This is a genomic window from Rhodobacter sp. NTK016B (assembly GCF_017303295.1).
In the GTDB taxonomy this organism is placed as follows: domain Bacteria; phylum Pseudomonadota; class Alphaproteobacteria; order Rhodobacterales; family Rhodobacteraceae; genus Pararhodobacter.
Genome location: NZ_JAFKOK010000007.1, coordinates 222,914 through 249,136 on the forward strand (window position 1 = coordinate 222,914; position 26,223 = coordinate 249,136).

Below are 26,223 nucleotides of genomic sequence, written 5' to 3' on the forward strand. Positions count from 1 at the left end.
TTCATGGACGAACAAGCCTTCAAGGCCCGTGGATTCGGGCAGACCATCGGTTTCGGCCGCCGCTCGGCGCTGGTGGTGATCGATGTCATCAAGGGTTTCACCAATCCCGACCTGCCGCTGGGCGCGGACCTGTCGTCGCAGATCGTGGCGATCAACGCACTGATCGCCGATTTCGCGGCCCGCCGCGAGCCGGTGTTCTTCACCACCGTGCGCTACGACGAGCCGGATCTGTCTGACGCCGGGATCTGGCCACTGAAACAGGGCGGGCTGAAGACTCTGGCCGCCAGCGGCGATGGGGCCGAGCTGGACCCGAGGCTGAGCCTCGCGGCCGGAGAACGCACGCTGGTGAAGAAATACGCCTCGTCCTTCTTCGGCACCGACCTGTCGAGCCGGCTGGTGGCCGAGGGTGTCGACACGCTCGTGATCACCGGGTGCACGACCTCGGGCTGCGTGCGCGCGACGGCGGTGGACTCGCTGCAGAACGGCTTCCGTCCGATCGTCGTGCGCGAGGCGGTGGGCGACCGCAGCCAGCCCGCACATGAGCAGAGCCTGCTGGACCTGCAGGCGAAATATGCCGACGTGGTCTCGCTCGACGCGGCGCTGATGCGCGAGATGGCGGGCGCCTGAACGGCGCCCTGCCCCACCAACCCGCCTGCGACCCGGTCAGAAGCTCGACCGGGTCGCGGGCACCTTGATCCCCTGCTCGGCGGCGGCGTTCTCATCGGCCTCGAGATTCGTGATGATCGCCAGGAGACCCTTGCGCAGCACGCGCACCTCGTCCTCCTCCAGCCCCTTCAGCGAGATCAGGTTGACGTCATGCGCCATCGGCTCCAGCCGGTCGCGCAATTCCCAGCCCTTGGGCGTCAGGAATATCCGCAAAGTCCGCTTGTTGCCGTCCATCTTCTGCCGCGTGATCACGCCCTGCTTCTCCAGCTTGGTCAGCGCGGCATGCGCGGTGGGTTCGGTCAGATGCGCGCGCTGGCTCAGCTCGCGCTGCGACAACCCGTCATTGTACCAAAGGATGCGCAGGAAGATCCATTGGCCGAAGGTGATCCCCTCGTCCTGAAGGCGCATCTGCAGCGAACGGTTGAAAGCCCTGGCGGCGAGACGAACGAGACGCGCGAGGCGCTCTTTGGTCAGCTTGGGATCGAAGTCTTCATGCCCCGAGGGCGCGGTTTCATCCATGTGGAACGGTCTCAATCGGCCAGAAACGAAAGCCCCGTCGCCAGCGCGATGCCGGCGGCGGGTCGCTTCCATTTGTGCTGATTTCCCGTGCAGGACGCAAGGGTTAGATGTCTTTTCAACCGTTTCGTGTCACCCGTTGCCCATCCACGACGCCCCGCATAGCCATTCTGTTCAGCCGTCCTGTTCCGCGGTCATGCCTTCGGCCATCTCCTTGACGTAGCCGCGCAGGATGCGGGCGTCGATCACCACCGACTTGCCCGCGCGCACCTGCGCCACGGCATCGGCCAGCGCGGCCTCGAAGGCGGCCACCGTCGCGACCGGGCCGATGCCCACCGCGCCCTGCGCCCGCGCGAGGCCGGCGATGTCGATATCCGGCTCGTCGATCGCCTGGCCGATATGCTTGTTCTCGACCGGGCGGTCGCGGTCGCGGGCGACGCGTTCCTGGTGGATCTCGTCGTTGAAGAACGAGCGGTTGTTGGCCACCACGATCAGCATCGGCACGCTCTGATGCGTCCCGGTCCACAGCGCGGTCGCGCCCATGATGAAATCGCCGTCGCCCAAAACCGCGACCGGCATGCGGCCCGTGTCCTTCAGTGCCAGCGCCGCGCCCACGACCATGCCGGGGCCCGAGCTGATGCCTGCGCCGCCGTCATAGCCCAGATAATCGAGCGGCCCGGTGAAATCGCAATGGCGACCGTCCCAACCCAGGGGCAGACGCACCAGCGTGTGCGGATCCTCGGCCAGCCCCGCGCGCAGCACATGCGAGAGCGCGTCGAGCGACAGCACGGCATCGGGCTCCTGCCCGTGCGGCGCGGGTGCCGTGCGGGGCGCGGGTGCGGCGGGTTCCAGCCCCAGCCGTTCGCACAGCGCCGCGACCAGCGCATCGGCCTCGGTCAGGATGGTGAGATCGCTCGCCACCACGTCCTGATGATCCATCGACCAGCCGTTCGTCAGCATCGGCTCGAGCGTGGCGTTGACCACCTTGGCCCCGGCGCCCAGCTTGCCCTGCGCCAGCGTGCCGGCCGGGTCCACCCAATCGAGGCACAGCACCAGATCCGCGCCCGACAGCGCCTCGACCGATTCAGCCGACAGGAAGAACCCGGGCGCGCCCGCGTGCAGTTTGTGGCGCGTCGGGAAGGCGGCGCCGGTCTTGATGTCGGTGATGACGCGGGCGCCGAAATACTCGGCCAGCGCCACGCGCCGCGCCCAGTCCCCTTCATCGCGCGAGACGCGGCCCATCAGGATCACCGGCGATTGCGCCTCGGCCAGCATGTCGGCCAGGGCCGAGACCTGCGCGGCACTCGCACCCGGGGCCTGAGGGGCTGCGAAACGCGCGGGATCGGGCAGCGCGGGCATGGCTTCGATGGCGGTTTCCTGCACCGTCACGTCGAAGCAGACATAGGTGGGCGCCATCGGGGCCGAGGTGGTAATCTGCATCGCCCGCATCAGCGACGACAGCGAGGCGGCCAGCGACGCCGGTTGATCATCCCATTTCACATAGGGCCGCACCACCGCCGCCTGATCGCGCGAGGTATGCAGCCAGTCGATCCAGGGCCGACGCTTGGCCGCGTCGACCGGGCCGGTCGCGCCGAGGATCAGCATCGGCACGCGGTCGCACCAGGCGTTGTAGATGGCCATCGCGGCGTGCATCAGGCCCACATTCGCGTGCAGCACCACGGTCATCGGCTTGCCGGTGATCTTGGCCCAGCCATGGGCGATGGAAACCGCGTGTTCCTCATGCAGGCACAGCAGCATGTGCGGATCCTGGTTGCCGAGGTAGTTGACCATGCTGTCATGAAGGCCCCGGAAGCTCGAGCCGGGGTTGAGCGCGACGTAGGGCGTGTCGAGCCGGCGCAGCATCTCGGCGATGGCGTCGCTGCCGTAGAGCGTCTTCACCTCGCAGGGTGTGGGGCGGTCGGTTTCCCTGGTCATCTGTCTCTCTCCCGTTTCGGAATTCTTGTGTTATTTCAGGTGCGCACCAGCGCCAGCACGATCACGCCTGCCATCGCCATCAGCGAAGCCAGCGCGAAGATCGGGCCGGGGCGATCCTCGGTGCGCAGGACCCAGGCGGCCAGCCAGGCCGCGAGGAACATCTCGATCGTGCCGATGATCGCCACGGCGGTGACGGTAGTGAAACTGAGCGCCACGAATTGCGCGGTCTGGCCCAGCGATACGAAGGCGGCCGCCACCAGCTGCCAGCCGGTCGGGCGGCGGAACAGTTCGCTCAGGTGGCGGCGATAGGCGGCGCTGAACAGGGCTGCGACGGCGAACCACACGAAGGCGGCTACCGCGCCAATGAAGGCGCCGATCAGCGGATCGGGCAGCCAGCGCATGGCGAACTTGCGCGCCACGTAGGATCCGCCATAGCTCGCCGCCGACATCAGCGCCAGGACACGGCCGGTGTTGCGCTCGCCGGCCGCTCGCCGGGCGTCCTCGTCATCGGCGACGATCTGGCCCCTGTTCGACAACACCACCAGCGCCACGGCGGCGAAGACCAGCACGAAGGCCAGCGCGCTGGCGATGGTCAGGCTCTCGCCCAGGAACAGGATCGCCAGCACGGCGGCGAACACCGGGATCAGCCGGCGGATGAGCCCGGTCTCGATGGCGCCGGCCAGCTCGATGGAGCGGAAGAAGAAGATCCGCCCCAGCACCGTGGCCAGCATGCCGGCGACGACGAAGATCGCCACGCCGATCCAGAAGCCTGTGTCAATCGGCGGCAGCGACGGCCCCATGATCAGCCACAACCCGCCCGAGAACAGCGCCGTCAACACGATCGACAGCAGCACGGCATTGCCCCGCCCGCCCTTTTCGCGCGCGTTCTTGGTCGCGGCGACCGAGCCGAAGGCATAGCAAAAGGCGGCGAGGATGGCGAAGATCTCGCCGATAAAGGGGATCATGGGGACCTGTCGTGTTTCGTGCTCAGGCCGGGGCCTGCAATTCCTGCAGCAACCTGGCTGAGGACATCACCTCGCGCAGCGGCAGGCTGTCCTGGATCGCGTCCAGCTCGACCGAATAGCTCAGCCCTTGCCCGTCCCAGAACCACCAATAGACAATCTCGCCCTGCTTGTCGCGGATCGGCATGCGGAAGGTGGGGAACTTGCGCTCGTCCTCGGGCAGCGCGGCGCTGCCCGCCTTTTCATGCGCCAGCCCCAGCCGGTCCAGCGCCTGTTCCAGCGGGATCATCGCCGTCAGGCGCGGAGCCTGCGCGACATGCGCCTCCAGATCGGAGGGGCGGCTGTCGCTCAGCCCCCGGAACAGGCGCACGACGGGCGGGTAGCTTTCGTGCTCATGGGTCAGCTGGGCATAGGCGAGGCCCTGCTCCAGCCGGATCTCGACGATATCGCCGGGTTGGTAACGGCTCATGGGGCCTCCTTGCTCACAGGCTGTAGGCTTCGAGGGTCGAGGGGTGGAACAGCTCGTCGACCTGCACCCGGCGCGGCGAGAGGCCCTGCGCGAAATGGTAGTCGAGGAATTTGTCGAGCACATGCGCATTGGCGCCGACGCCATAGCTCCAGGGATCGGGGCCCATCAGCGCGCGGGCACGGTTCAGCGTGTCCTCGACGAAGGGCATCGTCACCTTGGTGGCCGAGGTGTCGTTCAAGGCCTCTTCGGCCAGCTTCTTCGACTCCGAGAACGCCTTGAGCAGCGCTGCGGGCAGAAAGGGGTATTCCTCGACCAAGGTCCGGCGCACGCCCAGAACGTGCATCACCGGGAAGATGCGGGTCTGGCGGAAATACTCCTCGGCCGCGCCGATGCTGTCGCGGAACAGGCGGCCGACATGGGGATGGCCCTCGGCAAAGCAGCGCGGCCAGCGCGGGCCGATGAAGCCGTCGATCTCGCCCGCCGCCAGCATGCCGTTCAGCGTGGCACCCTCGGGCGCCTGCTCGATGGTGATGTCGTCGGGCAGCGTCAGCGCGATCTTTTCCGGGCGGCCCGGCGTGTCCATGCCGCCGCGCACCCAGGTCACGTCCGAGGGTTTCACGCCGAAATGCTCTTCCAGGATGCCGCGCACCCAGACGTTGGCCGACAGCTGGTACTCGGCGATGCCGATGCGCTTGCCCTTCAGATCCTCGGGCCGGTCGATGCCGCGGTCGGTGCGGATATAGACCGAGGTATGACGGAACGCGCGGCTCAGGAACACCGGGATCGCGACGTAATGCGGGTTCCCGCGCGCGACCGAGATCGAATAGGACGACAGCGACAGCTCCGAGATGTCGAAGGCCTCGTGCCGGAAGGCGCGGAAGAACATCTCTTCGGGCGACAGCAGCATCGGCACGGGATCGACGCCGTCGATCTTGACCCGGCCGTCGACGATGGCCCGTGTGCGGTCGTAATTCCCCATGGCGAGGGAGAGTTTCAGATCGGACACGTGTTCCTCCTTTACGTGATGCCGCATTGGCGCTGCAGATCCACCGGCTGGCCCGAGGCCGCCGATTCCAGGATCGCGTGACAGATTTCGAGGCTCGCGCGGCCCCAGGCGCCGGTCTGGGCGGGCGCGCGATCCTCGCGCACGGCGCCGACCAGCGCGTCGATGACAGGTCCGCGCGGGGCGGGGCCGAAGGGCACCTCGACGAAGCGGCGCTCGATGTCGCCGAAGACATCCAGCCCGGCAGGCGTCAGCCGCAGGTCGGCGCGGTCGCACAGCGCGATCACCGGGCCGAAATGCTCGTTGTTTTCCGCCTCGATAAGCCCGGCCCCGCTGCCGTAGGTGCGGGTCTGCTTGAGCGCGGCTTCGGCCTCGGCGTCGAGCCCCTGCAAGGCGCGACGCGCCTTGCCATAGGCGGCGGGGTCCTTGCGCTGGCCCAGCTCGCCCACATTATCCATCCAGACGTCGCTGTCGAAATGCGCGTAGCCGGAATAGGTCAGGCTGGCGAAGGATCCATTGGCAAAGGCGATGAGCGCGCTGAACGCGCCTTCCGTCGGGCGCGCGGGATCCCAGGCGCCGGTCATCGCGGTGACTCGGGTGGCAAGGCCACCGGCCAGCCGGCGCACCACGTCGATCTGGTGGATCGCCTGGCTGAACAGGATGCCGCCGCCCTCTTCGGTGCGCAGTTCCTCGGGGCGCCGGGGGCGGTAGAGGAAATCGGTGTAGTTGAACGCCTGGATCATCCGCAGGGATCCCACCTCACCGCTCTCGATCAGGCGCGCCGCGGCCTCGACTGGCGGGTCGAAGCTGTGGCTGGGGCCTACGATCAGATGCTTGCTCGAGGCCTCGGCGGCCGCGACCATGCGGTCGGCATCCGCCATCGAGATGGCGATCGGCTTGTCGACCAGCACATGCTTGCCGGCGGCCAGCGCGGTGCAGACGTGGTCGGCGTGCATCTGGTGCGGCGTGGCGATATAGACCGCCTCCACCTCAGGATCGGCGCAAAGCGGCACGATGTCGTCATAGGTCCGACCGCCGAACTCGGCCTCGAACGCCGCGCGGCTTTCGGCGCGGGGGGCGGCGGCGGCGACCAGTTTCACGCGCGGATCGGCGGTGAAGGTCGGGATCATCAGCATGAAGCCGCGACCCAGCCCGACGACGCCTAGCCTGACGGGCATTTGCGCGGGCTCAGAGGTCAAGGACCAGCCTCCCGCCCGAACAGGCGCGCGAGACGCAGATCATGATCTTGTCGGCCTTTTCCTCGTCCATCAGCACCATGTCGCGGTGATCGGCCTCGCCCTCCAGGAGTCGCGTCTTGCAGGTGCCGCAGGTGCCGCTCTCGCACGAGCTGACGGTCGGGAACCCGGCATCGCGCATAGCCTCGAGGATCGAACGGTCGGCGGGCACGGTCAGCGTGATGCCGGTCTTCTTCAGCTCGACCTCGAAGGCCTCGTCATCGGCGCGCACAACGTCGACGGGCTTGAAATCCTCGAAGTTGACGCGGCCTTCCGGCCAATGGCCCGAGATCGCCTCGATCTCGTCCATCAGGGGCTTTGGCCCGCAGCAATAGACATTCAGCTTCTGCGGCTCGGCAAAATGGTCCCAGAAATCGTAGATCTTCTCGGGGTCGCCCTCGTCGTGATGGGCCAGGACACGGTCGCCGTAAGCGGTGGTCAGGTCTTCCAGGTAGGCCGCCTCTTCCGCGCTGCGGCTGAGGTAGATGATGTTGAAATCCTTGCCTTCGCGCTCAAGATGCGCGGCCATGGCCGAGATCGGCGTGACCCCGATGCCGCCCGCGATAAGCAGGTAGCGCGGCGCGTCGGCCATGGGGAAGTCGTTTTCCGGCGCCTCGACGTTCAGCTCGAACCCCTCGACCGCCTCGTCATGCATCGAGGCCGAGCCGCCCCGGCTGGCCGGCTCGCGCTTCACGGCGATCTTGTAATGGTCCGGCGCGGTGCCGTCGTTGACCAGCGAATAGCGCCGCATTGCCCCCGAGGGCGTCTCGACCGTGACATGCGCGCCGGGCGTGAATCCGGGCAGCGCGCCCTCTTCCATCGGAACCAGCGTGAATTCGGTGATCTGCGGGGTCAGCGCGCGTCTTGCACCGACGCGCATCCTGATGAGCTCCATTCGCCCCTCCCAAAAAACGTGTATCTGCCCTTGTTCATTTAGATAGCTAAGTATATGTTGTCAAGCATTCGAGATTGGCCTTCACGGGCCCGGGCCGCAGGAGGAGTACGAGATGCTGACCCCCGAAGAGAACGAAGTCCTGACCCGCGTGACGGGTGACGCGCCGATGGCGAAACTGATGCGTCAGCACTGGACGCCGGTCTGCCTGATGGAAGAAGTGGCGGAGAACGACGGCAAGCCGCTGCGCGTCGAAGTGCTTGGCGAATCCTACGTCGCGTTCCGTGATACCAAGGGCCGTCTCGGCATGCTCGACGAGCTCTGCCCGCACCGCAAAGCCTCGCTGGTCTACGGTCGCAACGAGGATTGCGGCCTGCGCTGCCTGTACCACGGATGGAAGATGGATGTGGACGGCAACGTCGTCGCCATGTCGTCCGAGCCCGAGGGCAGCCCGCTGATGGACAAGGTCAAGGCCCGTTCCTACCCGGTGCGCGAATGGGGCGGTTTCGTCTGGGCGTGGCTCGGCGACAAGACCGACATGCCGGAGTTCCAGCCCCCCGCCTTCGCCCCAACCGAAGACACCCCGGTCGCCATCCTGAAGATCCGTGTCCCCGCCAACTGGGCGCAGATCCACGAAGGACAGATCGACAGCGCGCATTCCTCGTCGCTGCATTCATCAACGATGAAACCGGCCCGCGTGGAAAGTGCCGCAGCCGATGACAAATCGTGGTACCGCCCGTCGACCGACAAATCGCCGCGCATGCAGACCGAGACCACCAGCTACGGCTTCCACTACGCAGCGATCCGCAAGCCGATCAAGAACGCAGCAACGCATCATTACCTGCGCATCACCGAGTTCGTGGCGCCATACTACTCGCTGATCCCGCCCAACAACGCCTACAAGGTCGCCAGCGTCATCGTGCCGATCAACGACGACGAGACTGCGTTCCACTTCCTCGCCTTCGGCGGCCCGAAAGTGCCCTCGACCGAGGAATGGCGCGCCTTCAACCACGCTGTTCCGGGCAAGGACCTGGATGAGAAGTGGCGCACGCTTCGGACGCTGGACAACGACTTCAAGCAGGACCGCGAGCTGATGAAGGAAGGCCACTTCACCGGCGTTCCGGGCATCCCGAACGAGGACATCATCATGTGGGTGTCGATGGGCAGCCGCGTGCAGCGCCATACCGACGTGCTGGGCGCCTCGGACCTCGCCATCGTCGAGTTCCGCCGACTGATGACCGACGCCGCGCAGAAGGTGGCCGAGGGCGGCCCGGCGATCGGCACCGCGAGCTTCGCGCTGCAGTCGCGCATCGCCTCGCACGAGGGGGTCTATCCCAAGGATGTCGACTGGCGCACGCTGGTCGCCCATGACCCGGCCGAAGCGGCCGAGTGACGCGCTGGCGCTTTCCTCCCAAGGCGCACGCAGGGAAGGCCCGCACGAGCAATCGTGCGGGCCTTTTTTCATGGTCTTGTTCAGAGTTGCGCGCGCCTCTTCAGACGGTTTCGAGGCGCGCCGCCAGCTCCGCCGACGTCCGGCGCAGCAGCTCGGAGAGTTCATCCGCGCGGCGTGATATGCGCTCCGTCGGCCCATGAATCCCGATGCCCAGCGGGCGTGCGTGCCCCGGCGGCACCGGGATCAGCGTCGACATCATAGACGCATCCCAATGCACCGTGCGGTGCGTCGGAATGTCCAGCAGGTCGCGCGCGTGCAGGATCGACACGTCGGTATCACGATTGGCGTCGAGCACCGCCTCGAAGGCCGCCTGGGGGTAGTCGCGCGGCGAGATCAGCCCCTCGGCCACGGTGCGGCGGTAGATCTGCAGCGCCACCGGCCGCGGCGCGCGCGCCAGCATCAGCCAGCCGGTGCCGTTCTGCACCATCAGCCGCCGGTCGCCCGCGCGGATATGGGTGTTGCGCCCCTCCTGCCGGTGCAGCGAGGTGACGTAATCGACATGCAGGTCGGCGGGCGCGGCCAGCACCACCGGCTCGCCCGCAGCCTCGCGCAGACGGCACAGGGCATCGAACAGCACGGTCTGCTCATAATCGTCGACCTGCATCCAGCCCGTCAACGTCTGCAGCCGGGGCCCGGGGAGATAGGCATGGGTCGCGGGATCGAGCGTCATGTAACCCATGTCCAGCATTGTACGCAAAAGCGCGGTCAGGCTGGAAACCGGATAGCCGAGCGCGGCGCCCAGTTCGTGCAGCCGGGCAGGCTGTCGGTGACTGGCGAAGAACTCGAGGATCTCGAACACCCGCGCGGCGGATTTCACCTTGTCTGCGGTCATCTCTCCTGCCCTTCCGATTCACACGACTCGGCGACCCGTACCGACCAGCTCCGTCCTGTCCCAATCTAGGCGAATCGGCGCGCTGCGGAAAGGGTTCGCGACGCGGCCCCGGCGGATGTCCCGCAGCCGGCGCACGGGACTACGGGCAGAATTCACATCCTCGAAATATCCGCCGTGCGGGGCGGTTGGCGTTGACCGGAGGCCCGATTTCGCAAGGCTGTCGGCAAGGGAGACGGCGGGATGCGCGCGCGATGGCGCAGCGGCACGGCCCTCCCCGTTCATCCCTTTCGGCAGGCGGCCGGCACGCCCCGACCGCCCCTGACACCAGACGAGGTTCCATGCCCGACACCGCCCCCTCCATCCCCCGCCCGCCGTCGTCCGGCACGATCTGCGTCGTCGGCGCGGGCTTCATGGGCTGCGTGATCGCCACGCTCTATGCCCACCACGGCCATGATGTCGCGCTGTGCGACATGAATACCGAGTTGCTGGCCAGCTTTGCCGAGCGCGCGCGCCCGATCGCCGCGACCTTCGCAGACGACCCGGCCGCCGTCGACGCGATGCTGGCGCGTGTGCGCACCGAGCCCTCGCTGGCCGAGGCCGTGAAGGGCGCATTCATGGTGCACGAGGCGGTGCAGGAGAAGCTCGAGACCAAGCAGGCGCTGTTCGCCGAATTGGACGCGTTCTGCCCGCCCGAGGTGGTGCTGGCCACCAACACCTCGTCGCTGTTGCTGTCGGACATCGGCGCCAAGGTGAACGGCAAGCAACGGATCCTGGGCCTGCACTATATCACGCCCGGGCACATCATCCGCTCGATCGAGGTGATCCACGCCGATTTCACCCCGGCGTCGCTGGTGGAATGGGGCCGGGCCTTCGTCGAATCCATCGATCACGTGGGCGTCGCCTGCGGGGAGCGGCCGGGCTTCCTGATCAACAAGATCCAGTTCGCCATGCTGACCGAGATCTATCGCCTGATGGACGAAGGCATCGCCAGCCGCGACGATATCGACGCGGCCGTGCGGCTGAGCATCGGGCCGCGCCTCGCGCTGTGGGGGCCGCTGCTGACCGAGGATCTGATCGTGTCGAAGGCGACGGCGCTGGCCGTCACGGATTCGCTGTACCACCAGACCGGGGACGAGAACTACAAGGGCCGCAAGGCGCTGCGCGACCTGGTCGAGGCCGGGCACATGGGCGCGATCACCGGACGCGGCTGGTACGAGTACGACGCGCCCTATGCCGAGATCGTCTTGGAGCGCGACCGCCAGCTGACAGACCTCCTGGAGTGGCTGCGGGAGCGCGACCCGGTGGGCCGGCTGGCGCCCCGCTGAGACACGAAAAAGGGGGCGGATGATCCGCCCCCTTTCCTTTTGCCACAGTCCGGATAAAGGCTTACTGGCCGCCCAGGTTGATGTGGATGTTCTTCTCCTGCGTGAACGAGATCAGCTCGCCGATCCCCTCCTCGCGCCCGAGGCCCGACTGCTTGTAGCCGCCGAAGGGCGCACCCAGGAAGTGCTGCCCGACCTCGTTGATCCAGACGAAGCCGGCCTCCGCGCGGGCCGCCGCGCGATGCGCCGTGGCCAGGTCCTTCGACCAGATCGAGCAGGTCAGGCCCACGTCTAGGCCATTCACCTCGTCCATCATTGCCCCCTCGTCCGACCAGCGGCGCAGCACCAGCACCGGGCCGAAAATCTCCTCCCTGGCGACGCGCATGTCCGGTGTGACATCGGCGAAGATCGTCGGTTCGACGAAGCAGCCGTCCGCCATCGCGCCCTCGGTCACCGCGTTGCCGCCGGTGACGACGCGCGCGCCCTCTGCCTTGCCCGAGGCGATGTAGCCCATCACCCGATCGAAATGCTCGCGCCCGACCAGCGCGCCCATTGTCGTCGCGGGGTCGGTCGGCATGCCCGGCTTGAAGCGCGACACAGCCGCCGCCAGCCGCTCGACGACCGCGTCGTGCAGGTCGTCATGCAGGAAGGCGCGGCTGGTCGAGCCGCAGCTCTGCCCGCACCAGCTGAAGTTCATGCCCGCGACGATGGCGTTGGCCACCTTGTCGGGGTCGCTGTCCGGATAGGCGATCAGGGCGTTCTTGCCGCCCAGCTCCAGCAGCACCGGCTTCAGCGTGTCGCTGGCCGCGCGCATCACCGCGCGCCCCGCCCCCACCGAGCCAATCAGCGTGACCTTGTCGACCCACCTGTGCGAGGCCAGCGCCGCACCCGCATCTGTCCCGCCGGGCAGCACGGTAAAGACGCCCTTCGGCAGCAGGCCGTCGATCAGCTCGGCCAGCCTCAGCGCCGAGAGCGGCGCCTGCACCGGCGGCTTGATGATAACCGCGTTGCCCGCGGCCAGCGGTGCGCCCATCTTGCCGCCGCAGAACATCAGCGGGTGGTTGAACGCCAGGATCCGCGCCACCACGCCCAACGGCTCGCGCAGGGTCATGTTGATGCGCTCGGGGCCCATCGGGATGGTGTCGCCCTTCATCTCGGTGACGAGCCCCGCGAAGAATTCCATCTGCGCCGCAGCGACGCCCGCATCGCCGCGCATTTCAGTGTAGGGGTTGCCGCAATTGGCGGAATCCAGCAGCGCCAGTTCGTCGCCATGTTTGCGGATGATAGCGGCGATCCCCTTCAACACGCGCGCGCGTTCCAAGGGTGCCACGTCGCGCCATTCGCGGAAACCCGCGCGGGCGCTGGCCACGGCCAAGTCCACGTCCGCTTCGCCCGCTGTGGCGACCTGCGCCAGCACCTTGCCCGTGGCCGGGTCGAAAGTGGGATCGGTGCGGCCAGATTGCGCCGCGTGCCAGGCATTGCCGTAATAGAGCCCGAGGTTCGCGGGCAGGGTCGGTTCGAGCATGGAGCCCTCCTAGTCTTACAGATGGCGTCTCAGGAAAGGCGGGCGACCGGGGCCGCCGCGCCAAAGGTTGTCACAGCATCGACGGCAGCAGTGTCGTCAGTCCGGGAACCAGCGCCAGCACGATCATGCCCAGCACGTACAGCAGCACGAAGGGCCAAGCCGAGGAGAAGACCTTGCCAAGACTGGCGTCCTCCCACGCGCTTTTCAGCGCGAACAGCGTGTAGCCGAAGGGCGGGGTCATGCCCCCCACGGTGATGTTCACCAGGAACAGTAGCCAGAACCAGATCGGATCGAATTGCAGTTCCTCGATGATCGGCAGGTAGATCGGGATGACGATCAGCATCAGCGCGATCTGGTCGATGAACATGCACAGCACGAAAGGCAGCAGCATCAGCAGGATGAGCATCACCCAGCGCGACTGTTCCAGCCCCACGACCCATTCGGTCATCGCCGAGGCCCCGCCGGTGAACGCCAGCAGCTGGCTGAACAGTTTCGAGCTGGCCATGATGAACAGGATCATCGCCGCCACCTTGGCCGAGGAAACCAGCGACTCGCCGATCATCTTGAACGACAGGTTGCGATAGATCGCGGCGGTGATCAGCGAACCGATGACCCCCATCGCGCCGGCCTCGGTCGGCGTGGCGATACCGGCCAGGATCAGGCCCATCACCATCAGGATGATGATAGAGAACGGCACCACCCGCAGCAGCGCCCAGCCCTTGTCGGCCAGCGTGGCGCGGGTTCCGTCGTCGGGTTCCTCGGGCGCCAGCGCCGGGTTCAGCCAGACGCGGATGAAGCAATAGCCCAGGAAGATCGCGGCGAACATCAGGCCGGGAATGATCCCGGCGATCAGCAGCCCGGCGATGGAGACGCCGGCCAGCGTGCCGATGATGATGACCAGCACGCTGGGCGGGATAAGCGGCGCCAGGCTGGCGCCCGCCAGGATCGTGCCGGCCGACAGCCGCGCGTCGTAGCCGCGCGCGACCATGCCCGGCAGCAGCGAGCGGCCCAGCATGGCCGCCACGCCCATCGCAGCACCCGACAGGGTGCTGAACACCGTGGCCAGCAGGATCGACAGCACGTACTGGCGCCCTTTCACCCGACCGACCAGAGTGTCGATGGACCGGAGCAGCACCTCGACCGAGTTCGAGCGGAACAGGATCTCGCCCATCAGGATGAACAGCGGGATGGTGACCAGCGATTGCGTGGTCGTCGTCTCGTAGAGCGAGTTGACGAACATGCCGTAGCCCATCGGTCCCATGATGACCGCGACGGCCAGCAGGTTGACCAGCAGGAAGGCCGCGAAGACGGGCAGGCCTACGGCCATGAAGCCCAGGAGCAGCCCCACGCCGGTCGCGACGGCGGCGATACCTTCAACCATGGGTCACCTCGGGTTGGGAGTCGGTCTCGGAAAGCGCCTGGCCGAAGGCGAGGCGCAGAAAATACAGGCCGGAATTGGCCACGCCATAGGTGATGAAGGCCACCAGGATCCATTTCGGAATGCGCACGGTGGTCAGGGTCGCCGTCCCGCGCGAGGCCAGGTGCTGCACCTCGCCGATGCAAAGCCAGGCAGCCCAGAGACAGGTCGCCGCCGCCACCAGGAAGCCCGCGCGCAGGATCACCTGGCGCAGCCGGCCGACCAGGTCGGGCAGGATAGTCACGGCCACGTGCCCGCCTTCGCGGGTCAGCCAGGGCGCGGTGCTGAACACCGTGATCAGCAGCAGGAAGGAAACGAAATCGCTCGCCCAGAGGGTCGGCGCGCCGAAGGCATAGCGCGAGACGACCTCGAAGGCGTAGATGAGCACGATGGCTGCCAGCGCACCGACGCCGATGAAGAACATCAGCCGGGTCAGCACGTCCTGAAGCGTCAGGATCGGTCGCATGGAGGGAAGCTCCTGGAACGGAAAGGCCGAAGAGAATGGGCCGAGAAGGAGGACCGGGGGACGGAAAGACGCGCGGCACCAAGCGGCCGCGCGTCGGAAGGGGCCGGGCCCCGATCAGCCGTCGAGATCGGCTTCGGTCGCCAGACGGCGAATTTCCTCGATCGCCTCGCCCGATTGCGTGGCCGCGAGGTCCATCACGCCCGAGAACCAGGCCGAGCTGAGCGTGCCCGCCAGTTCCTCGGACAGCTCGGTCACGCTCAGCTCGGCCTGCTTCCAGGGCGGCGCTCTCTTCGGCGACTAGCGTGTCGAACAGGCCATTGGCTTCGATCTCGAACTCGCGCGCGGCGGTCTCGATCTCGGCCCGGGTTTCCTCGGACAGGTCGTTCCAGGTGTCAAGGTTCATCAACACCAGATGGCCGACCTGGCCGAAGGTCGGGCGCATCATGTAGTCGGCGACCTCGAACCAGCGGTAGGACAGAGCGCCGATGGTCGGCCAGGCCGCACCGTCGATCACACCGCGTTCCAGCGCCGGGTAGATCTCGCCGCCCGGCAGCACCACGGGCGAGCCACCCAGTACGTTGATCGCCGGGTGGTAGATCGGCGTGCCGCGCACGCGACGTCCTTCGAGGCCGTTCTCGCCGACCGGCTCGTTCAGCATGATGTGGTAGCCATTCAGGTCGTAAAGCACGGCGATCAGCTTCAACCCCTGCTCCTGGTAATCGGCATCCACCGCGTCCCAAATTCCGGCTTCGCGCAAGGCCTCGGTATCGCCCGACAGGCCGTCCAGCGCCATTCCCACCGAAGTCTGGTTGAAGTGATAGGCACCATTGGTGAACAGCAGGTCGAACAGGCCGCGCGACACCGGGTCGAACTGCTCGAACGGGGGCACGGTCTCGGGGCCCATGACGTTGACGCCGAAGCCCTCGGTCACGGCTTCGTCGAGCGTCTCGATGAACGACGTCAGCACGTCGACCGCAACATAGCTGGAATCCCAGCCCGACAGCAGGCGGAAGTCGCGTGCCTCGGCGGCACCAGTCAGGCCCAGCGTCGCGGCCGACAGCGCCGAAGCGCCCGCAAGGGCACGCAGTTTGTTGGTGAATGTGGTGGATGAAGTCATGTCGCTCGCTCCTCCCGTAGCGTTCCGACTGCGCCGCCCCTGGGCGGACAGTCTGGTCTGGATTGGCTGCTCAACCTAAAGGGTAAGCTATCTAAGCTTATTTGGCGGAGAGCACCTTGTCTTGATTGCCGGCGGGATCATTGCGACATTTCACATATATGAAATCGTACCGCCCTGCCCGTTCCGGCCTCAGCGCGCAGCCTGCCAGCGCCCCAGCTTCCTGTTCAGGAATGGCAGGATCAGCCCGACATTCAATCCGGTCAGCAGCAGCGCCACGATGAACAGCGAGACCGCCATTGGCATGCCCTGGGTGAAGGGCCGCGTGGCCAGCACCAGGACGATAAGCGCGGGATAGACGGCCAGCATGCTGACCGCCCAGCGCTTCCAGAACTTCGGTTGTTGCGGCGGCACGGCGGAGGGGCTCTGCGTCGTGAGTCGGTCGGCGGTCTGGGTCGGATGGGTCACGTCGGTCTCTCTTGCAAAAGGACGCGCGGCCCGGAGGGGTCCGGGCCGCGCGATCTGTTAGGCTGCGCCAGAGTGGCATCAGCCGGCGGCGTTCTGTTGCACGCTGGCCCGGCGCCCCGCCACCAGGTGACGCGCCAGCAGAACCGCCCCGATCGCGATGCCCGCCACCGCGAACAGCTGGAAGGGCGAGACAGCCGCAATCGCACTGCCCAGCATAAGCAGCCGCTCCGCCGGCGACACCGGCTTGCTGGCGAAGGCCTCGACCACGGTGGCCACGGCCAGCGTGGCAATCACGCCTCCTACCACGGCCAGCGTATTCGACAGGGGGTCGGCCAGCAGCATCAGCGCCGGGTTCCAAACGAAGGCGAAGGGCAGCATGAAGCCGATCGAGGCCAGTTTCACCGAGGTGAAGGCGATCTTGAACGGGTCTTCATGTGCAATCGCCGCCGCCGACAGGGCCGCCACCGCAATCGGCGGGGTCAGCGCCGAGAGAACGGCAAAGTACAGCAGGAACATGTGGCTCTGCAGCACCGGATAGCCCAGTTGCGCCAGCGCCGGACCGACCAGCACGGCAGCCAGGATGTAGGCGCTCGGGGTCGGCATGCCGAGACCCAGGATGATCGTCACGACAGCGGCGATAACCAGCGTCAGGATCGGCTGCGAGTTGCTAATCACCAGGATCAGGTTCGCGGCCTTCATACCCAGCCCCGTCATCGACAGGCCCCCGATCACCAGACCCGCGGCGGCACAGGCGCCAGCCACCGGCAGGATGCGCAGCGTGGTCTCGCCCAAGCCCTCGATCACCTGCCACGGCGACAGGCGCGTCGCCTTCAGCAGCGTCGAGGCGATGATGACACCCATCACGCCGATCCCGGCGGTGAAGGTCGGAGAATAGCCCGAGAGCAGCGCCACCACGATGCCGATGATCGGCAGCAGGAAGACCCAGCCCGTGCGGAACGTCTGCGCTACGGTCGGCATCTCGTCCTCGGACGGGCGCAGGTCGTCGCGCACGGCGCGCAGGTGGACCTGACTAAAGACGCCGAGGTAGTAGAGCAGTGCGGGCACCACGGCGGCGACGACCACCGCCTTGTAATCCACGCCGGTATATTCGGCGAGAATGAAAGCGGCCGACCCCATCACCGGAGGCATCGCGCTGCCCCCCGTCGAGGCCGCGACCTCGACCGCGCCGGCGAAGCGCGCGCTGTAGCCCAGTCGCTTCATCACCGGGATGGTGATCGAGCCCGTCGCCACCACGTCCGAGGTCGGGCTGCCCGACATCGTGCCGTAGAGCCCTGAGGAAATCACCGCGATCTTCGCCGGACCGCCGCGGGTGCGCCCGGTCAGAAGCGCCGCGAGGTTGAAGAAGAACTCGCCCCCGCCCGCTTTCGACAGAAAAGTGCCGAACATCACGAACAGGAAGACGTAGCTGGCGACCACCTGGATCGGCACCCCGAACACGCCATCCGTGGTGAAGACCAGGATATCGAGCAGGTAGGTGAAATCGTCGACGCCATGCCCGAAGGGCGGCGGCAGCAGGTAGCCGAACCAGTTGTACGCCAGGAAGGCCACGACCACGATGGTAAGTCCCATGCCCGTGGTCCGGCGCGTCGCTTCGAGGGTCAGGAGGAGTAGCGAGATGCCGAAGAAGAGCTGCGCGGGCGTGAACGGATCCAGCAGGCTGATGCGGTCCGCAATGGCGGTGGCGTTCACGAAGAAGAAGATGCCCGCTGCCAGGCTGAGCAGCGACAGGGCGATATCATAGAACGGGATGCGGTCGGGAGCGTTCGGCGTGGCACCGATCGCCGCGAACATGATCGCGTAGATCCCCGAAACGAAGAGGATGCCCAGAACTAGCGGATCCGAGATGGTGAAGAGGTTGGCGTAGATCACCCAGGCCGAGAAGATCGCGGCCACCACGACGATGGCCCGTTGCTGGCCGGCCGCAAGATCCCTCCTGCGGCCGGTGGAGACGAGTGTCCCGATCATTGCGACAGCCCTGCCTCACTGTAGGCACGGGCGGCGCCGGGGTGGAACTCGAGCACGCTGGGCGTGGCGAGCAACTCGGGCGTCAGGGATTGCATGGCGCTGTGAACCGCGCGCACCTCGTCGATGTTGGTGATGAGGGCGTTGGTCAAGGCATAGGCGTCGTCGTCGCTCATCGCGTCGGTCGCGGCCAGCAGCGCCCCCAGCGTCACGGTGTTCACGTCCGCCTGCTGGTTCGAATAGCTGCCAGCGGGAATGACCATCTGGCCGGTGCCGAAGCGCTCGTTGGTGGCGTCGATGACCTCCTGCGGGACCGACAGCAGCACAACGTCAGCATTCGTGTCAACCGCGCGAAACGACGAGTGGTTGATGAAGATGCCGTTGGTAATCATGTCGAGCCGTCCGTCCTGCAGCAGCTCACCCTGCTCATTGGCGCCGGCGCGCACGAACTGGCCGCCAGCTTCGGCCAGGGATTCGTCGGTCACCCCCACCAGCTCGAACATCATCAGCGCGATGTTCGAGGTGATGTTCCCCGAGCGGTTGATGCCGATGCGGATCGGCGCGCCGCTGCCGGCGATGTCGTCCAGGCTGTCGATGCCGTATTGCTCGGCCATCGAGCGGTCGAGGAAGAAGTGCATCGGCGCCCAGTTGTACATGTAGCCGATGGCCCGCATGTTCGTGATCGGCCCGCGGAAGGGCTCTTCGCCTCCCAGCGCGAGCTGCGCCTCGGCGTCGTGCACCAGGCCCAGATCCGTGCGCCCGGCGCCCAGCAGGCCGATGTTGGCGAACCCGCCGCCCGTAGCCTGATAGGTCACCACGGCCGAGGTGTCCGCCACCTGCGCGGCGCGGTCGATGCCGGCGCCCAGCAGCGACCAAAGGCCGCCCGGGTTCCCGCCTGAAAGAGTGAGGTTGAGCGATTGGCCGTGACCAGCCGTCGCCGAGACGGCGAGGCCGGCAGCCATCGCGATTGCAGTGAAACGCATAATCATGTCCTCCCGTTTGGCCCTGCGTCGCGCCCCTCTCCCGTCCGACATCCGGAACACGGGGGCCGGATCGGTGGTTTGCGAAACATAGCTTAGACATCTATCTTTAAAGCCCTCGCTAGGAGATTGTCAACGATTAGATACCAAAGCTTGCTATCCCCCCACTCAAGCTCGACGCGGAAGGCGTTACGGTCCCCCGCGGCGCTGGAAACCGGGTAATGCCGACACTCACGAAAGCAACATACATCATGACGAAGACCCTGTGCGGGCGGGCGCCCTCGCCCATCCTGCAGCAGCACTATTGCGCCTACCGGTGCTACGACGCCGAGGCGGGCCGCGCATTTCATGAGGATTTGCGGCTTTGATGGTGTGCCCCCCCGACGGCATCGATGTGCCAAGGTGGGTCTGCAAGGATCCACAAAGGAGAGCGGTCATGTCGGAGATTATCACGGTCGGGCTCGATCTGGCGAAGAATGTGTTTCAGGTCCACGGTGCCGACGCTACGGGCCGGGCGGTGCTGCGCAAGAAGCTGCGAAGAGATCAGGTCTGGCATTCTTTGGACAGCTGCCGGCCTGCGTCGTCGCGATGGAAGCCTGCGGTGGCGCCCATTTCTGGGGGCGCGAGATCGGGAAGATCGGGCATGACGTGCGGTTGGTCCCACCCGCCTACGTGAAGCCATTCGTGAAGCGCCAGAAGAATGATATGGCTGATGCCGAGGCGATCTGCGAGGCGGCGACGCGCCCGACGATGCGCTTCGTGCCGGTGAAGAGCGAGGAGACCCAAGGCGCGGCGATGGTCTTTCGCATCCGCGAGTTGCTTATCCGGCAGCGAACCCAGACCATCAATGCCCTGCGCGGGCATCTGGGCGAGTTCGGAATGATCGTTCCGCAGCGCGCGGCCAACATGTCGAAGCTGATTGCCATTGTGGAAGACCCGGAAAGCGGTCTGCCTGCCGATGCCATCCCCACGCTCAAGGTGTTGGTGGCGTCACTCGCCCATCTCGGAGCGGAAATCGGCAAGCTCGATGCCGAGATCGCCCGGTGTGCCAAGGAGAATGAGGTGGCGCGGCGCCTGATGACAGTCCCGGGGATAGGTCCTCTGATTGCCACGGCCATAGCGGTTCTGGCTCCGCCCCCCGAGACGTTCCGCAAAGCGCGCGACTTCGCGGCCTGGCTCGGGCTCACGCCCCGTCAGCATTCCACAGGAGGCAAGCAGCGTCTCGGGGCCAACACGAAGATGGGCGAACGGTCGTTGCGGCGATTGCTGATCATCGGGGCCAACAGCGTCATCATCAAGCGGCATGTTCATGCCGCTGCCCGGCCGGGCACATGGCTTGGCGAGATGCTGACGCGCAAGCCGCCGATGCTGGTGCGGGTCGCGCTGGCGAACAAAATGGCGCGGATCGTCTGGGCGCTGATGGCCCGAGGCGGCGCCTACCAGTCTCCGACCGCTGCGGCGTAAGCCGTCACTGGTCGCGAGGACGTCGGAGCGGAAGAGGGCAAGGAGACGTTTGGCGCACGGTCGTGAGACGGGATCGGGAGAACCAGAGCGCAACAGAGTGCCATCGAGCACGCGGCTTTGATCTGGACCCGACCTGCGAACACCATACGGGCCCGCGGCGTGATGATGGCCGCAACAGAGGCCGGATACATGTCAGCACCCGACACCGCGCGAAACTGATCCAGAAACCCTCTTGCGCAAGGGGCGGTTATACATGTTGCGCAAATGCTGTGAAGGTTTCACCTTGCGAATCCAGTCTGTTAGTCAGGCTGCATGAGCAGACCCATACCCCCGACCTACAAGACCAGGAACTGGCCAGCCTACAATGAAGCAGTCAAGCGCCGGGGCTCGCTGACGATCTGGTTTGACCCCGAGATGAGCTGGGATGCCGCGCCGACAGGCAGGCGTGGCCGCCAGCAGACCTACAGCGATGCCGCTATCCAGACGTGCCTCTCGATGAAAGTGCTGTTCGGCATGGCGCTCCGGCAGACGACCGGGTTCGTCGAGAGCCTGCTACGGCTGGTCGGCCTGAACTGGACGGTGCCCGACTTCAGCACGCTATCTCGCCGCCAGAAGACCTTGGCCGTGAACATCCCCTACCGCGGCTCCAAGGGGCCGTTGCACCTGCTGATCGACAGCACCGGGATCAAGGTCGAAGGTGAAGGCGAGTGGCACGCACGCAAGCATGGCGGCCCGAAACGGCGCGTCTGGCGCAAGCTCCACCTTGGGATCGATGAAGAAACGTTGGAGATCCGGGCCGTCGAAGTCACCGGGAGCCACATCGGTGATGCGCCCATCCTACCCACCTTCTCGACCAAATCCCGCAGGACCAGGAAATCGGTAGCGTTACGGCTGATGGCGCCTACGACACGCGCAAATGCCACGATGCGATTGCAGATCGCGGTGCCCATGCCGTCATCCCGCCCCGCAAGAACGCGAAGCCCTGGAAGACGATCACCGCCGGAGCCGTGGCGCGAAATGAGGCCCTGCGCGCGGCGAAATACCTGGGCCGCGCGCTCTGGCGACGATGGAGTGGATACCACCGCCGAAGCCGCGTCGAGACAAAGATGCATTGTATCAAGTTGCTGGGCCAGCGGCTCATGGCACGGGACTTCGATCGACAGGTCGCCGAACTCCAGGTCCGCATCGCCGTCCTGAACGGCTACACCGCGCTCGGAATACCCGTCACGGAAGCTGTGGGATAAGTCCGTCCGGGGAAAGGGGAACCTCGGCCTTAAGCCGATTTGTGCATCAGAGCCCTTGACACTAATAATTAGCTATCTATGTTTTTCCCGGCGATGGTTCCCCGGAAGAGGAGCCGGATTTCATCGCTGCATCAAACTGGAGGAAATTCATGTCACGGACAGCCAATTTGGCCGGCCCGCGTTCGCGGACCGGAATGGTGGTGCTTTGCCTCGCTCTGACCGCGGGCTTCGCCCCGCTCGCGTCGGCGCAGGAGCAGCCCGCCTTCAACGAACATGCGGGAACCCTGCCGGACGGGACGGCATGGCTGATCCGCGTGCCCGAGAACTGGAATGGTCGACTACTCAGGGATCTGGATTTCGCCAGCAACGTTTCGGTCGCGTCAGCGGTCCAGCGGTATGACGACCTGCTCGGTCGTGGCTATGCCTTCGCCGGGCTCGCCCGGCACCCGCTGCGCCTGTGGCAATACGATCCGCAGCGTGAAATCCTGAATCTACAAGCTGTTCAGGACATTTTCACGGACCTGGAGCGCGCTCCTGACATGGTGCTGCAATACGGCTGTTCTGGCGGAGGGCTCGACAGCCTCGCTTCGGCCGAGGATTACCCGGACAGGATCGACGGTGCCGCCGTGCTTGCCGCCCATACGCCGGTCTGGATCATGAGCAGTTTCCTGGATGGCTGGTTCGCCATGCAGACCCTGCTGGGCGAAAGCTATGAGGCCGCTGGGCACGGTCCGGCCAGCGATCTCGCCATCGTCGGCCTGCCCAATGCCGGAGCGGGTGGCGAGCGCAGCCTTGACGCGATCCGTGCGTCCTGGATGGCCGCCATCGAAACGGCGGGCGAAAGCCCGGAGGGCCGCGCGCGGCTGGCGCTTGCCTTCGCCATCGGACAGTGGTCGCCGTGGATGGTCGAGGGGACCGAACTACCCGACACCGCGGATGCCGGCGCCATGGCCGACATGATCGTGGCCTCGGCGCTGCGCATCGGCGGTAATGTTGGCGGGTCCTCGCGGCTTCTGTTCGAAAACGCCGCATCGGGGCAGCAACTTTCCGGGAACGAGGGGGTCGACTATGCCGCCTTCTACCAGAATGCCGCACCCGCGATGGCGCGGACGGTTGAGGCGCTCTACGAACAGGCCGGTTTGGACCTTCAGGCCGACATTGCCAGGATCGACGCCGCCCCCCGCATCGCGGCCTCGGATTATGCGCGCGATTTCTGGGCCGCAGACGGGCGCACGACGACCGGCGATCTGCAGGTTCCGGCGATCCGCATCCACATGCTGGGCGACTGGGCCATTCCCTACACGCTGATGGAAGGCTACGGCGCGCTGGTGCAGGAGCAGGGTACCGGCGATCTGTATCGGCAGTCGCTGGTCCAGGGCACGGGCCATTGCGAGTTCACGGCTGCCGAAAGCACGGCCATCGTCGAGACCCTGGTCGAACGGATCGAAACGGGCGCCTGGCCCGAGACATCGCCCGAGGCGCTGAACGCCGCAGCCGAGGCGCTGGAAACCGGGAGCGCCCCCCGGTTCATCGAACACGGTGATTGGCGCGTGGCAGCCTATAACCGGCCCTGGGTTCCGGCAGAATGAGCCGATGGGGAACTGGCGCTGCGCCGGTTCCCCCACAGGTCCGGTGGCGCAAGTCATTGGTGGACCGTCGCCAACGCGCAGTGGGCATCTCTGGCGAGGGCAAGTGTTCCCATGTCTGGACGACCCCTGCTGCGCAAGCTGGGAATTGACGCGCCTATGCCGAAAGCAGTCATGTCTACGGCCTTTGTGGTGCGGTCTAGCCGCTGGCCCAGATGAAGTCCGCGGATCGGGTCCCAATCAAAATTGCGCGCTTTCTGCGCCTTGACCCCCTGGGGTGTCCCGATCCCCGGTTCGACCGGTTTGTCATCTCTTCTCAGCTTCACGCATTCCGTCAGCGGTTCCGCGCTCAGGAGACAGGGGCCGCGTAGATCTCGTTGCGGCGCAGGAGCGCCCAAGCGATCCGGGCAGTCTTGTTGGCGAGCGCGACCGCAACGACTTTCGGTCGCTTGCGTGCTTTAAGCCCAAGCATCCAAGCCTTGCCGGCATCGCCCTGCCTTGCAAAGCGAAGCACCGCAGTCGCGCCGGAAACGAGCAGTCGCCGGATATATCCATCACCCTGCTTGCTGATCCCGGTCTGTCGATCCTTGCCACTGCTTGAGTTCGCCCGTGGCGTCAGGCCTAGCCAGGCCGCGAACTGTCGTGCCGAGCGGAACAGGCTCGGATCCGGAACATTTGCAGCAATTGCGCTGGCGGTGATCGGTCCGATACCGGGAATGGTCGCCAGTCGCCGGCTCGTCTCGTGCGTCCGGTGCCACTCGAGGATCCGTTTCTCCAGGGCCTCAGCCTGATCGGCAATCGCCTCCGCTTGGCAGATCAACGCATGGATGGCAGCCGCAGCATGGTCAGGCAACCGTTCCTGGTTCTCTCGGAAGTGGGTGTCGCCTTGCCCTTAAATCCGAGACACGGCGCGTTTTCCGGCCTTTCTTGCCCTTAAATTTGAGATGAGGTGGCTGAACCGCCGACGCGTAGTCGCATCCGCTGAGCAATCTGGTCGACGGTTGCAAGCAGTCGGGGCTCCTTATCGTAGGCGCGAAGCAGGGCAACTCGTGCGTAGACGTCGATGTCCATGCTGCACAACGCAGCCTTTACCAGTGGACGTGATTGGGCGGAGGCAATGGCGGCAAGGCAGAAGAGCCTGATGTTCGGGCGGGGGCTTTGAAGCGCGAAGAAAGGGTCTCCACATAAAGCTTTGAGTCCCATCGCGAAGGTGACCGCCCGCATGGCTCGGCGTAGTTGACGCGCGCTGCCCGACACCGCGACACGCTCCAGGATCCGTGCCCCCCGGCGGGCACGATCAACCAGCTTTTCGGAGACCGCTGCGCCATTTTGCCTGTCGGCCTTTGGAAGAAGCCGGGCACCACAAATCTGGCAGTCGAACGCCCAGGCCCTACGCCAGTGCCTGAGCTCAAGGCCGCCATCAGCGCAGCTTGTGCAAGCCTGGAACGGCACCTGTGCGGTCAACCGCATCTCTGCTTCCGGCATCGCCGCGAAAGTCATCGACGACACGAACGCTGGATCAAAGCGCGCCGCAACGGAAATCCTATCCGCGGCCAGCATGTCGAGATCAAAATCAAGGGCTGCAGCATATTTTGCGTCGATCCCGATATGGGCGAGCAGGTCTGCTACCTCGCAATGATTGGAAGCGGCCAGTCGCGATAACCAACCAGAAAGCAACTCGTCCGGCACTGGCGTCACCGATATCGGCAGCGGGATACACGTCACGCCCCAGATTTCTCGAGCCGTCGCTGAGCGTTTGCATGGCGCGACCAGACCGGTGTCCATTTTGCGATGGCATCATCAGTGACGCACTCGTCACCGCTGATGATCGCGTCGATGGACAGATCCTTGACCAAGGCAAAGATGCGGGACGTCACCCCGCCAGTTAATGCGAGGATCTGCTTGAGCGACCGCACTTGCAGATTGGATTTCTTCTCCAGCGGCATGGCCGCGATCAATGTCTGGATCATATCCGAAAACTCGGCATCATCGCGCCAATTCGGCAGGTGGTGTTCATCAAGCCGACGGGCCAGTTGGACATCGCCGCGAATGGCATCGACGGCTTCGCTGACACCGTAGCAGACCAAAGATGCCTCCAGCTCGTTGCTGAGATACCTCAAGACATTGAGGAACCGGCGCTGTTCCCTATGCGTGCCCGCAAGAAGGTTGTGGACTTCGTCGATCATGATCATCCGCAGCCCGAGGTCGCGCAAAAGGCCCACGACCCGAACTTCCAGCGAGGCAACACTCTGCGCCTTCAGGCTCAGCGTCGACGACGGGGCTCCGACGGCTGCGAGGATGTGCATATAGAACCGCCGCTCATCAGGAGCGGGTGGCGCCTGCAACAGAAGTAACGGGGTGTGGGTGACGCCCGACTCCGGATCATACTCCGGCGCATAGCGTCGCGACAGGTTGCGGGCGATCATTGTTTTGCCGATGCCGGACGCCCCATGCACCAGAAGGCCAGGCATGCGGGTCTGCCGCGACATCTCAATCAGACCATGCAGCCGGTCCAGCACTTGCTCCGCTCGGGGAAAGCCGATCCAGATGTCCGATTGAATGAGGGCGATGCGGCCGTCGTCTTCAGTTTCTGCCCTCAATTCACCAGCGCTCCACCTTGAACATGGGGCGCGATGGGCGTTGTTGCAGAAAGTCGGCCTGAGTTGTGAGTGCCCCTTTCCCATTCAGTTT

At 65.7% G+C, this 26,223-nt stretch carries 21 protein-coding genes and 4 pseudogenes; 6 read left to right on the forward strand and 19 right to left on the reverse strand.

All coding sequences use genetic code 11. From position 1 onward, the window contains the following. The first annotated feature begins 3 nt into the window (after positions 1 to 3). Positions 4 to 627: an isochorismatase family protein gene (locus JI664_RS11250; protein WP_018065867.1), complete on the forward strand. Its 624-nt coding sequence runs from the start codon at positions 4 to 6 to the stop codon at positions 625 to 627. Positions 628 to 663: 36 nt separating this feature from the next. Here the strand turns inward: JI664_RS11250 and JI664_RS11255 are convergent, their stop codons facing one another. From JI664_RS11255 to JI664_RS11285, 7 genes are all read right to left on the reverse strand, one after another. Then, positions 664 to 1,185: a MarR family winged helix-turn-helix transcriptional regulator gene (locus JI664_RS11255; RefSeq protein WP_127109467.1), complete on the reverse strand. Its 522-nt coding sequence runs from the start codon at positions 1,183 to 1,185 to the stop codon at positions 664 to 666. Between the two features lie 171 nt (positions 1,186 to 1,356). After that, positions 1,357 to 3,117, reverse strand: a complete 1,761-nt coding sequence (locus JI664_RS11260) for a thiamine pyrophosphate-binding protein (RefSeq protein WP_018065869.1) — start codon at positions 3,115 to 3,117, stop codon at positions 1,357 to 1,359. 35 nt (positions 3,118 to 3,152) lie between these two features. Continuing rightward, positions 3,153 to 4,082, reverse strand: a complete 930-nt coding sequence (locus JI664_RS11265) for a DMT family transporter (RefSeq protein WP_018065870.1) — start codon at positions 4,080 to 4,082, stop codon at positions 3,153 to 3,155. 22 nt (positions 4,083 to 4,104) lie between these two features. Continuing rightward, on the reverse strand, positions 4,105 to 4,548 hold the full coding sequence (locus JI664_RS11270; protein ID WP_018065871.1) for a hypothetical protein: 444 nt from the start codon (positions 4,546 to 4,548) through the stop codon (positions 4,105 to 4,107). A gap of 13 nt (positions 4,549 to 4,561) precedes the next feature. Continuing rightward, complete coding sequence (locus JI664_RS11275; RefSeq protein WP_018065872.1) at positions 4,562 to 5,554, reverse strand: ABC transporter substrate-binding protein; 993 nt, start codon at positions 5,552 to 5,554, stop codon at positions 4,562 to 4,564. A gap of 11 nt (positions 5,555 to 5,565) precedes the next feature. Beyond that, a complete protein-coding gene (locus JI664_RS11280; RefSeq protein WP_210162262.1) occupies positions 5,566 to 6,750 on the reverse strand; it encodes a Gfo/Idh/MocA family oxidoreductase in 1,185 nt (394 codons plus the stop codon). After that, positions 6,740 to 7,681, reverse strand: coding sequence for a PDR/VanB family oxidoreductase (locus JI664_RS11285; RefSeq protein WP_018065874.1), 942 nt, complete (start codon positions 7,679 to 7,681; stop codon positions 6,740 to 6,742). The genes JI664_RS11280 and JI664_RS11285 overlap by 11 nt, the downstream gene beginning before the upstream one ends. Before the next feature lie 112 nt (positions 7,682 to 7,793). On the opposite strand from JI664_RS11285, the gene JI664_RS11290 reads away from it, so the two are divergent. After that, positions 7,794 to 9,071 carry a Rieske 2Fe-2S domain-containing protein gene (locus JI664_RS11290; protein ID WP_018065875.1) on the forward strand — a complete coding sequence of 426 codons (1,278 nt, stop codon included), beginning with the start codon at positions 7,794 to 7,796 and terminating at the stop codon, positions 9,069 to 9,071. Positions 9,072 to 9,171: 100 nt separating this feature from the next. Here JI664_RS11290 and JI664_RS11295 read toward each other — a convergent pair whose 3' ends face one another. After that, positions 9,172 to 9,963 (reverse strand): IclR family transcriptional regulator, encoded by a 792-nt coding sequence (locus JI664_RS11295; RefSeq protein ID WP_018065876.1) that lies wholly within the window; start codon positions 9,961 to 9,963, stop codon positions 9,172 to 9,174. 338 nt (positions 9,964 to 10,301) lie between these two features. On the opposite strand from JI664_RS11295, the gene JI664_RS11300 reads away from it, so the two are divergent. Next, positions 10,302 to 11,288 (forward strand): 3-hydroxyacyl-CoA dehydrogenase family protein, encoded by a 987-nt coding sequence (locus tag JI664_RS11300; RefSeq protein ID WP_018065877.1) that lies wholly within the window; start codon positions 10,302 to 10,304, stop codon positions 11,286 to 11,288. A gap of 61 nt (positions 11,289 to 11,349) precedes the next feature. Here JI664_RS11300 and JI664_RS11305 read toward each other — a convergent pair whose 3' ends face one another. The 8 genes and pseudogenes from JI664_RS11305 to JI664_RS11340 all read right to left on the reverse strand — a co-directional run bounded on the left by JI664_RS11305 (position 11,350) and on the right by JI664_RS11340 (position 19,241). Further along, the gene (locus JI664_RS11305; protein WP_207013829.1) at positions 11,350 to 12,810 is read right to left on the reverse strand and encodes an aldehyde dehydrogenase family protein; all 1,461 of its coding nucleotides are present in this window, start codon (positions 12,808 to 12,810) and stop codon (positions 11,350 to 11,352) included. 70 nt (positions 12,811 to 12,880) lie between these two features. Then, the gene (locus JI664_RS11310; RefSeq protein ID WP_207013830.1) at positions 12,881 to 14,191 is read right to left on the reverse strand and encodes a TRAP transporter large permease; all 1,311 of its coding nucleotides are present in this window, start codon (positions 14,189 to 14,191) and stop codon (positions 12,881 to 12,883) included. Next, positions 14,184 to 14,693 carry a TRAP transporter small permease gene (locus JI664_RS11315; protein ID WP_018065880.1) on the reverse strand — a complete coding sequence of 170 codons (510 nt, stop codon included), beginning with the start codon at positions 14,691 to 14,693 and terminating at the stop codon, positions 14,184 to 14,186. Before JI664_RS11315 ends, JI664_RS11310 begins: the two co-directional genes overlap by 8 nt. A gap of 114 nt (positions 14,694 to 14,807) precedes the next feature. After that, positions 14,808 to 14,948 carry a hypothetical protein gene (locus tag JI664_RS11320; protein ID WP_207013831.1) on the reverse strand — a complete coding sequence of 47 codons (141 nt, stop codon included), beginning with the start codon at positions 14,946 to 14,948 and terminating at the stop codon, positions 14,808 to 14,810. 73 nt (positions 14,949 to 15,021) lie between these two features. Beyond that, positions 15,022 to 15,810, reverse strand: a pseudogene (gene dctP / locus JI664_RS24250) (TRAP transporter substrate-binding protein DctP); the annotation flags it as partial. Between the two features lie 189 nt (positions 15,811 to 15,999). Continuing rightward, positions 16,000 to 16,275, reverse strand: a complete 276-nt coding sequence (locus JI664_RS11330) for a hypothetical protein (protein WP_207013832.1) — start codon at positions 16,273 to 16,275, stop codon at positions 16,000 to 16,002. Positions 16,276 to 16,353: 78 nt separating this feature from the next. Continuing rightward, entirely contained in the window at positions 16,354 to 18,261 is a 1,908-nt protein-coding gene (locus tag JI664_RS11335) for a TRAP transporter permease (protein ID WP_207013833.1), read from the reverse strand. After that, positions 18,258 to 19,241 carry a TAXI family TRAP transporter solute-binding subunit gene (locus tag JI664_RS11340; protein ID WP_018065884.1) on the reverse strand — a complete coding sequence of 328 codons (984 nt, stop codon included), beginning with the start codon at positions 19,239 to 19,241 and terminating at the stop codon, positions 18,258 to 18,260. Before JI664_RS11340 ends, JI664_RS11335 begins: the two co-directional genes overlap by 4 nt. A gap of 433 nt (positions 19,242 to 19,674) precedes the next feature. Here JI664_RS11340 and JI664_RS11345 point away from each other — a divergent pair. The 3 genes and pseudogenes from JI664_RS11345 (at position 19,675) to JI664_RS11355 (ending at position 23,535) form a co-directional block, all read left to right on the forward strand. Further along, a pseudogene (locus JI664_RS11345) lies at positions 19,675 to 20,702 on the forward strand (IS110 family transposase). Positions 20,703 to 21,014: 312 nt separating this feature from the next. After that, positions 21,015 to 21,946, forward strand: a pseudogene (locus tag JI664_RS11350) (IS5 family transposase). Positions 21,947 to 22,095: 149 nt separating this feature from the next. Beyond that, on the forward strand, positions 22,096 to 23,535 hold the full coding sequence (locus JI664_RS11355; RefSeq protein ID WP_024099412.1) for a hypothetical protein: 1,440 nt from the start codon (positions 22,096 to 22,098) through the stop codon (positions 23,533 to 23,535). Positions 23,536 to 23,881: 346 nt separating this feature from the next. Here JI664_RS11355 and JI664_RS11360 read toward each other — a convergent pair. The 3 genes and pseudogenes from JI664_RS11360 to JI664_RS11370 all read right to left on the reverse strand — a co-directional run. Further along, a pseudogene (locus JI664_RS11360) lies at positions 23,882 to 24,406 on the reverse strand (IS110 family transposase); the annotation flags it as partial. A gap of 59 nt (positions 24,407 to 24,465) precedes the next feature. After that, positions 24,466 to 25,317 (reverse strand): TniQ family protein, encoded by an 852-nt coding sequence (locus tag JI664_RS11365; protein WP_081731462.1) that lies wholly within the window; start codon positions 25,315 to 25,317, stop codon positions 24,466 to 24,468. Next, positions 25,254 to 26,132, reverse strand: coding sequence for a TniB family NTP-binding protein (locus tag JI664_RS11370; protein WP_007803215.1), 879 nt, complete (start codon positions 26,130 to 26,132; stop codon positions 25,254 to 25,256). Before JI664_RS11370 ends, JI664_RS11365 begins: the two co-directional genes overlap by 64 nt. Positions 26,133 to 26,223: the final 91 nt, after the last annotated feature.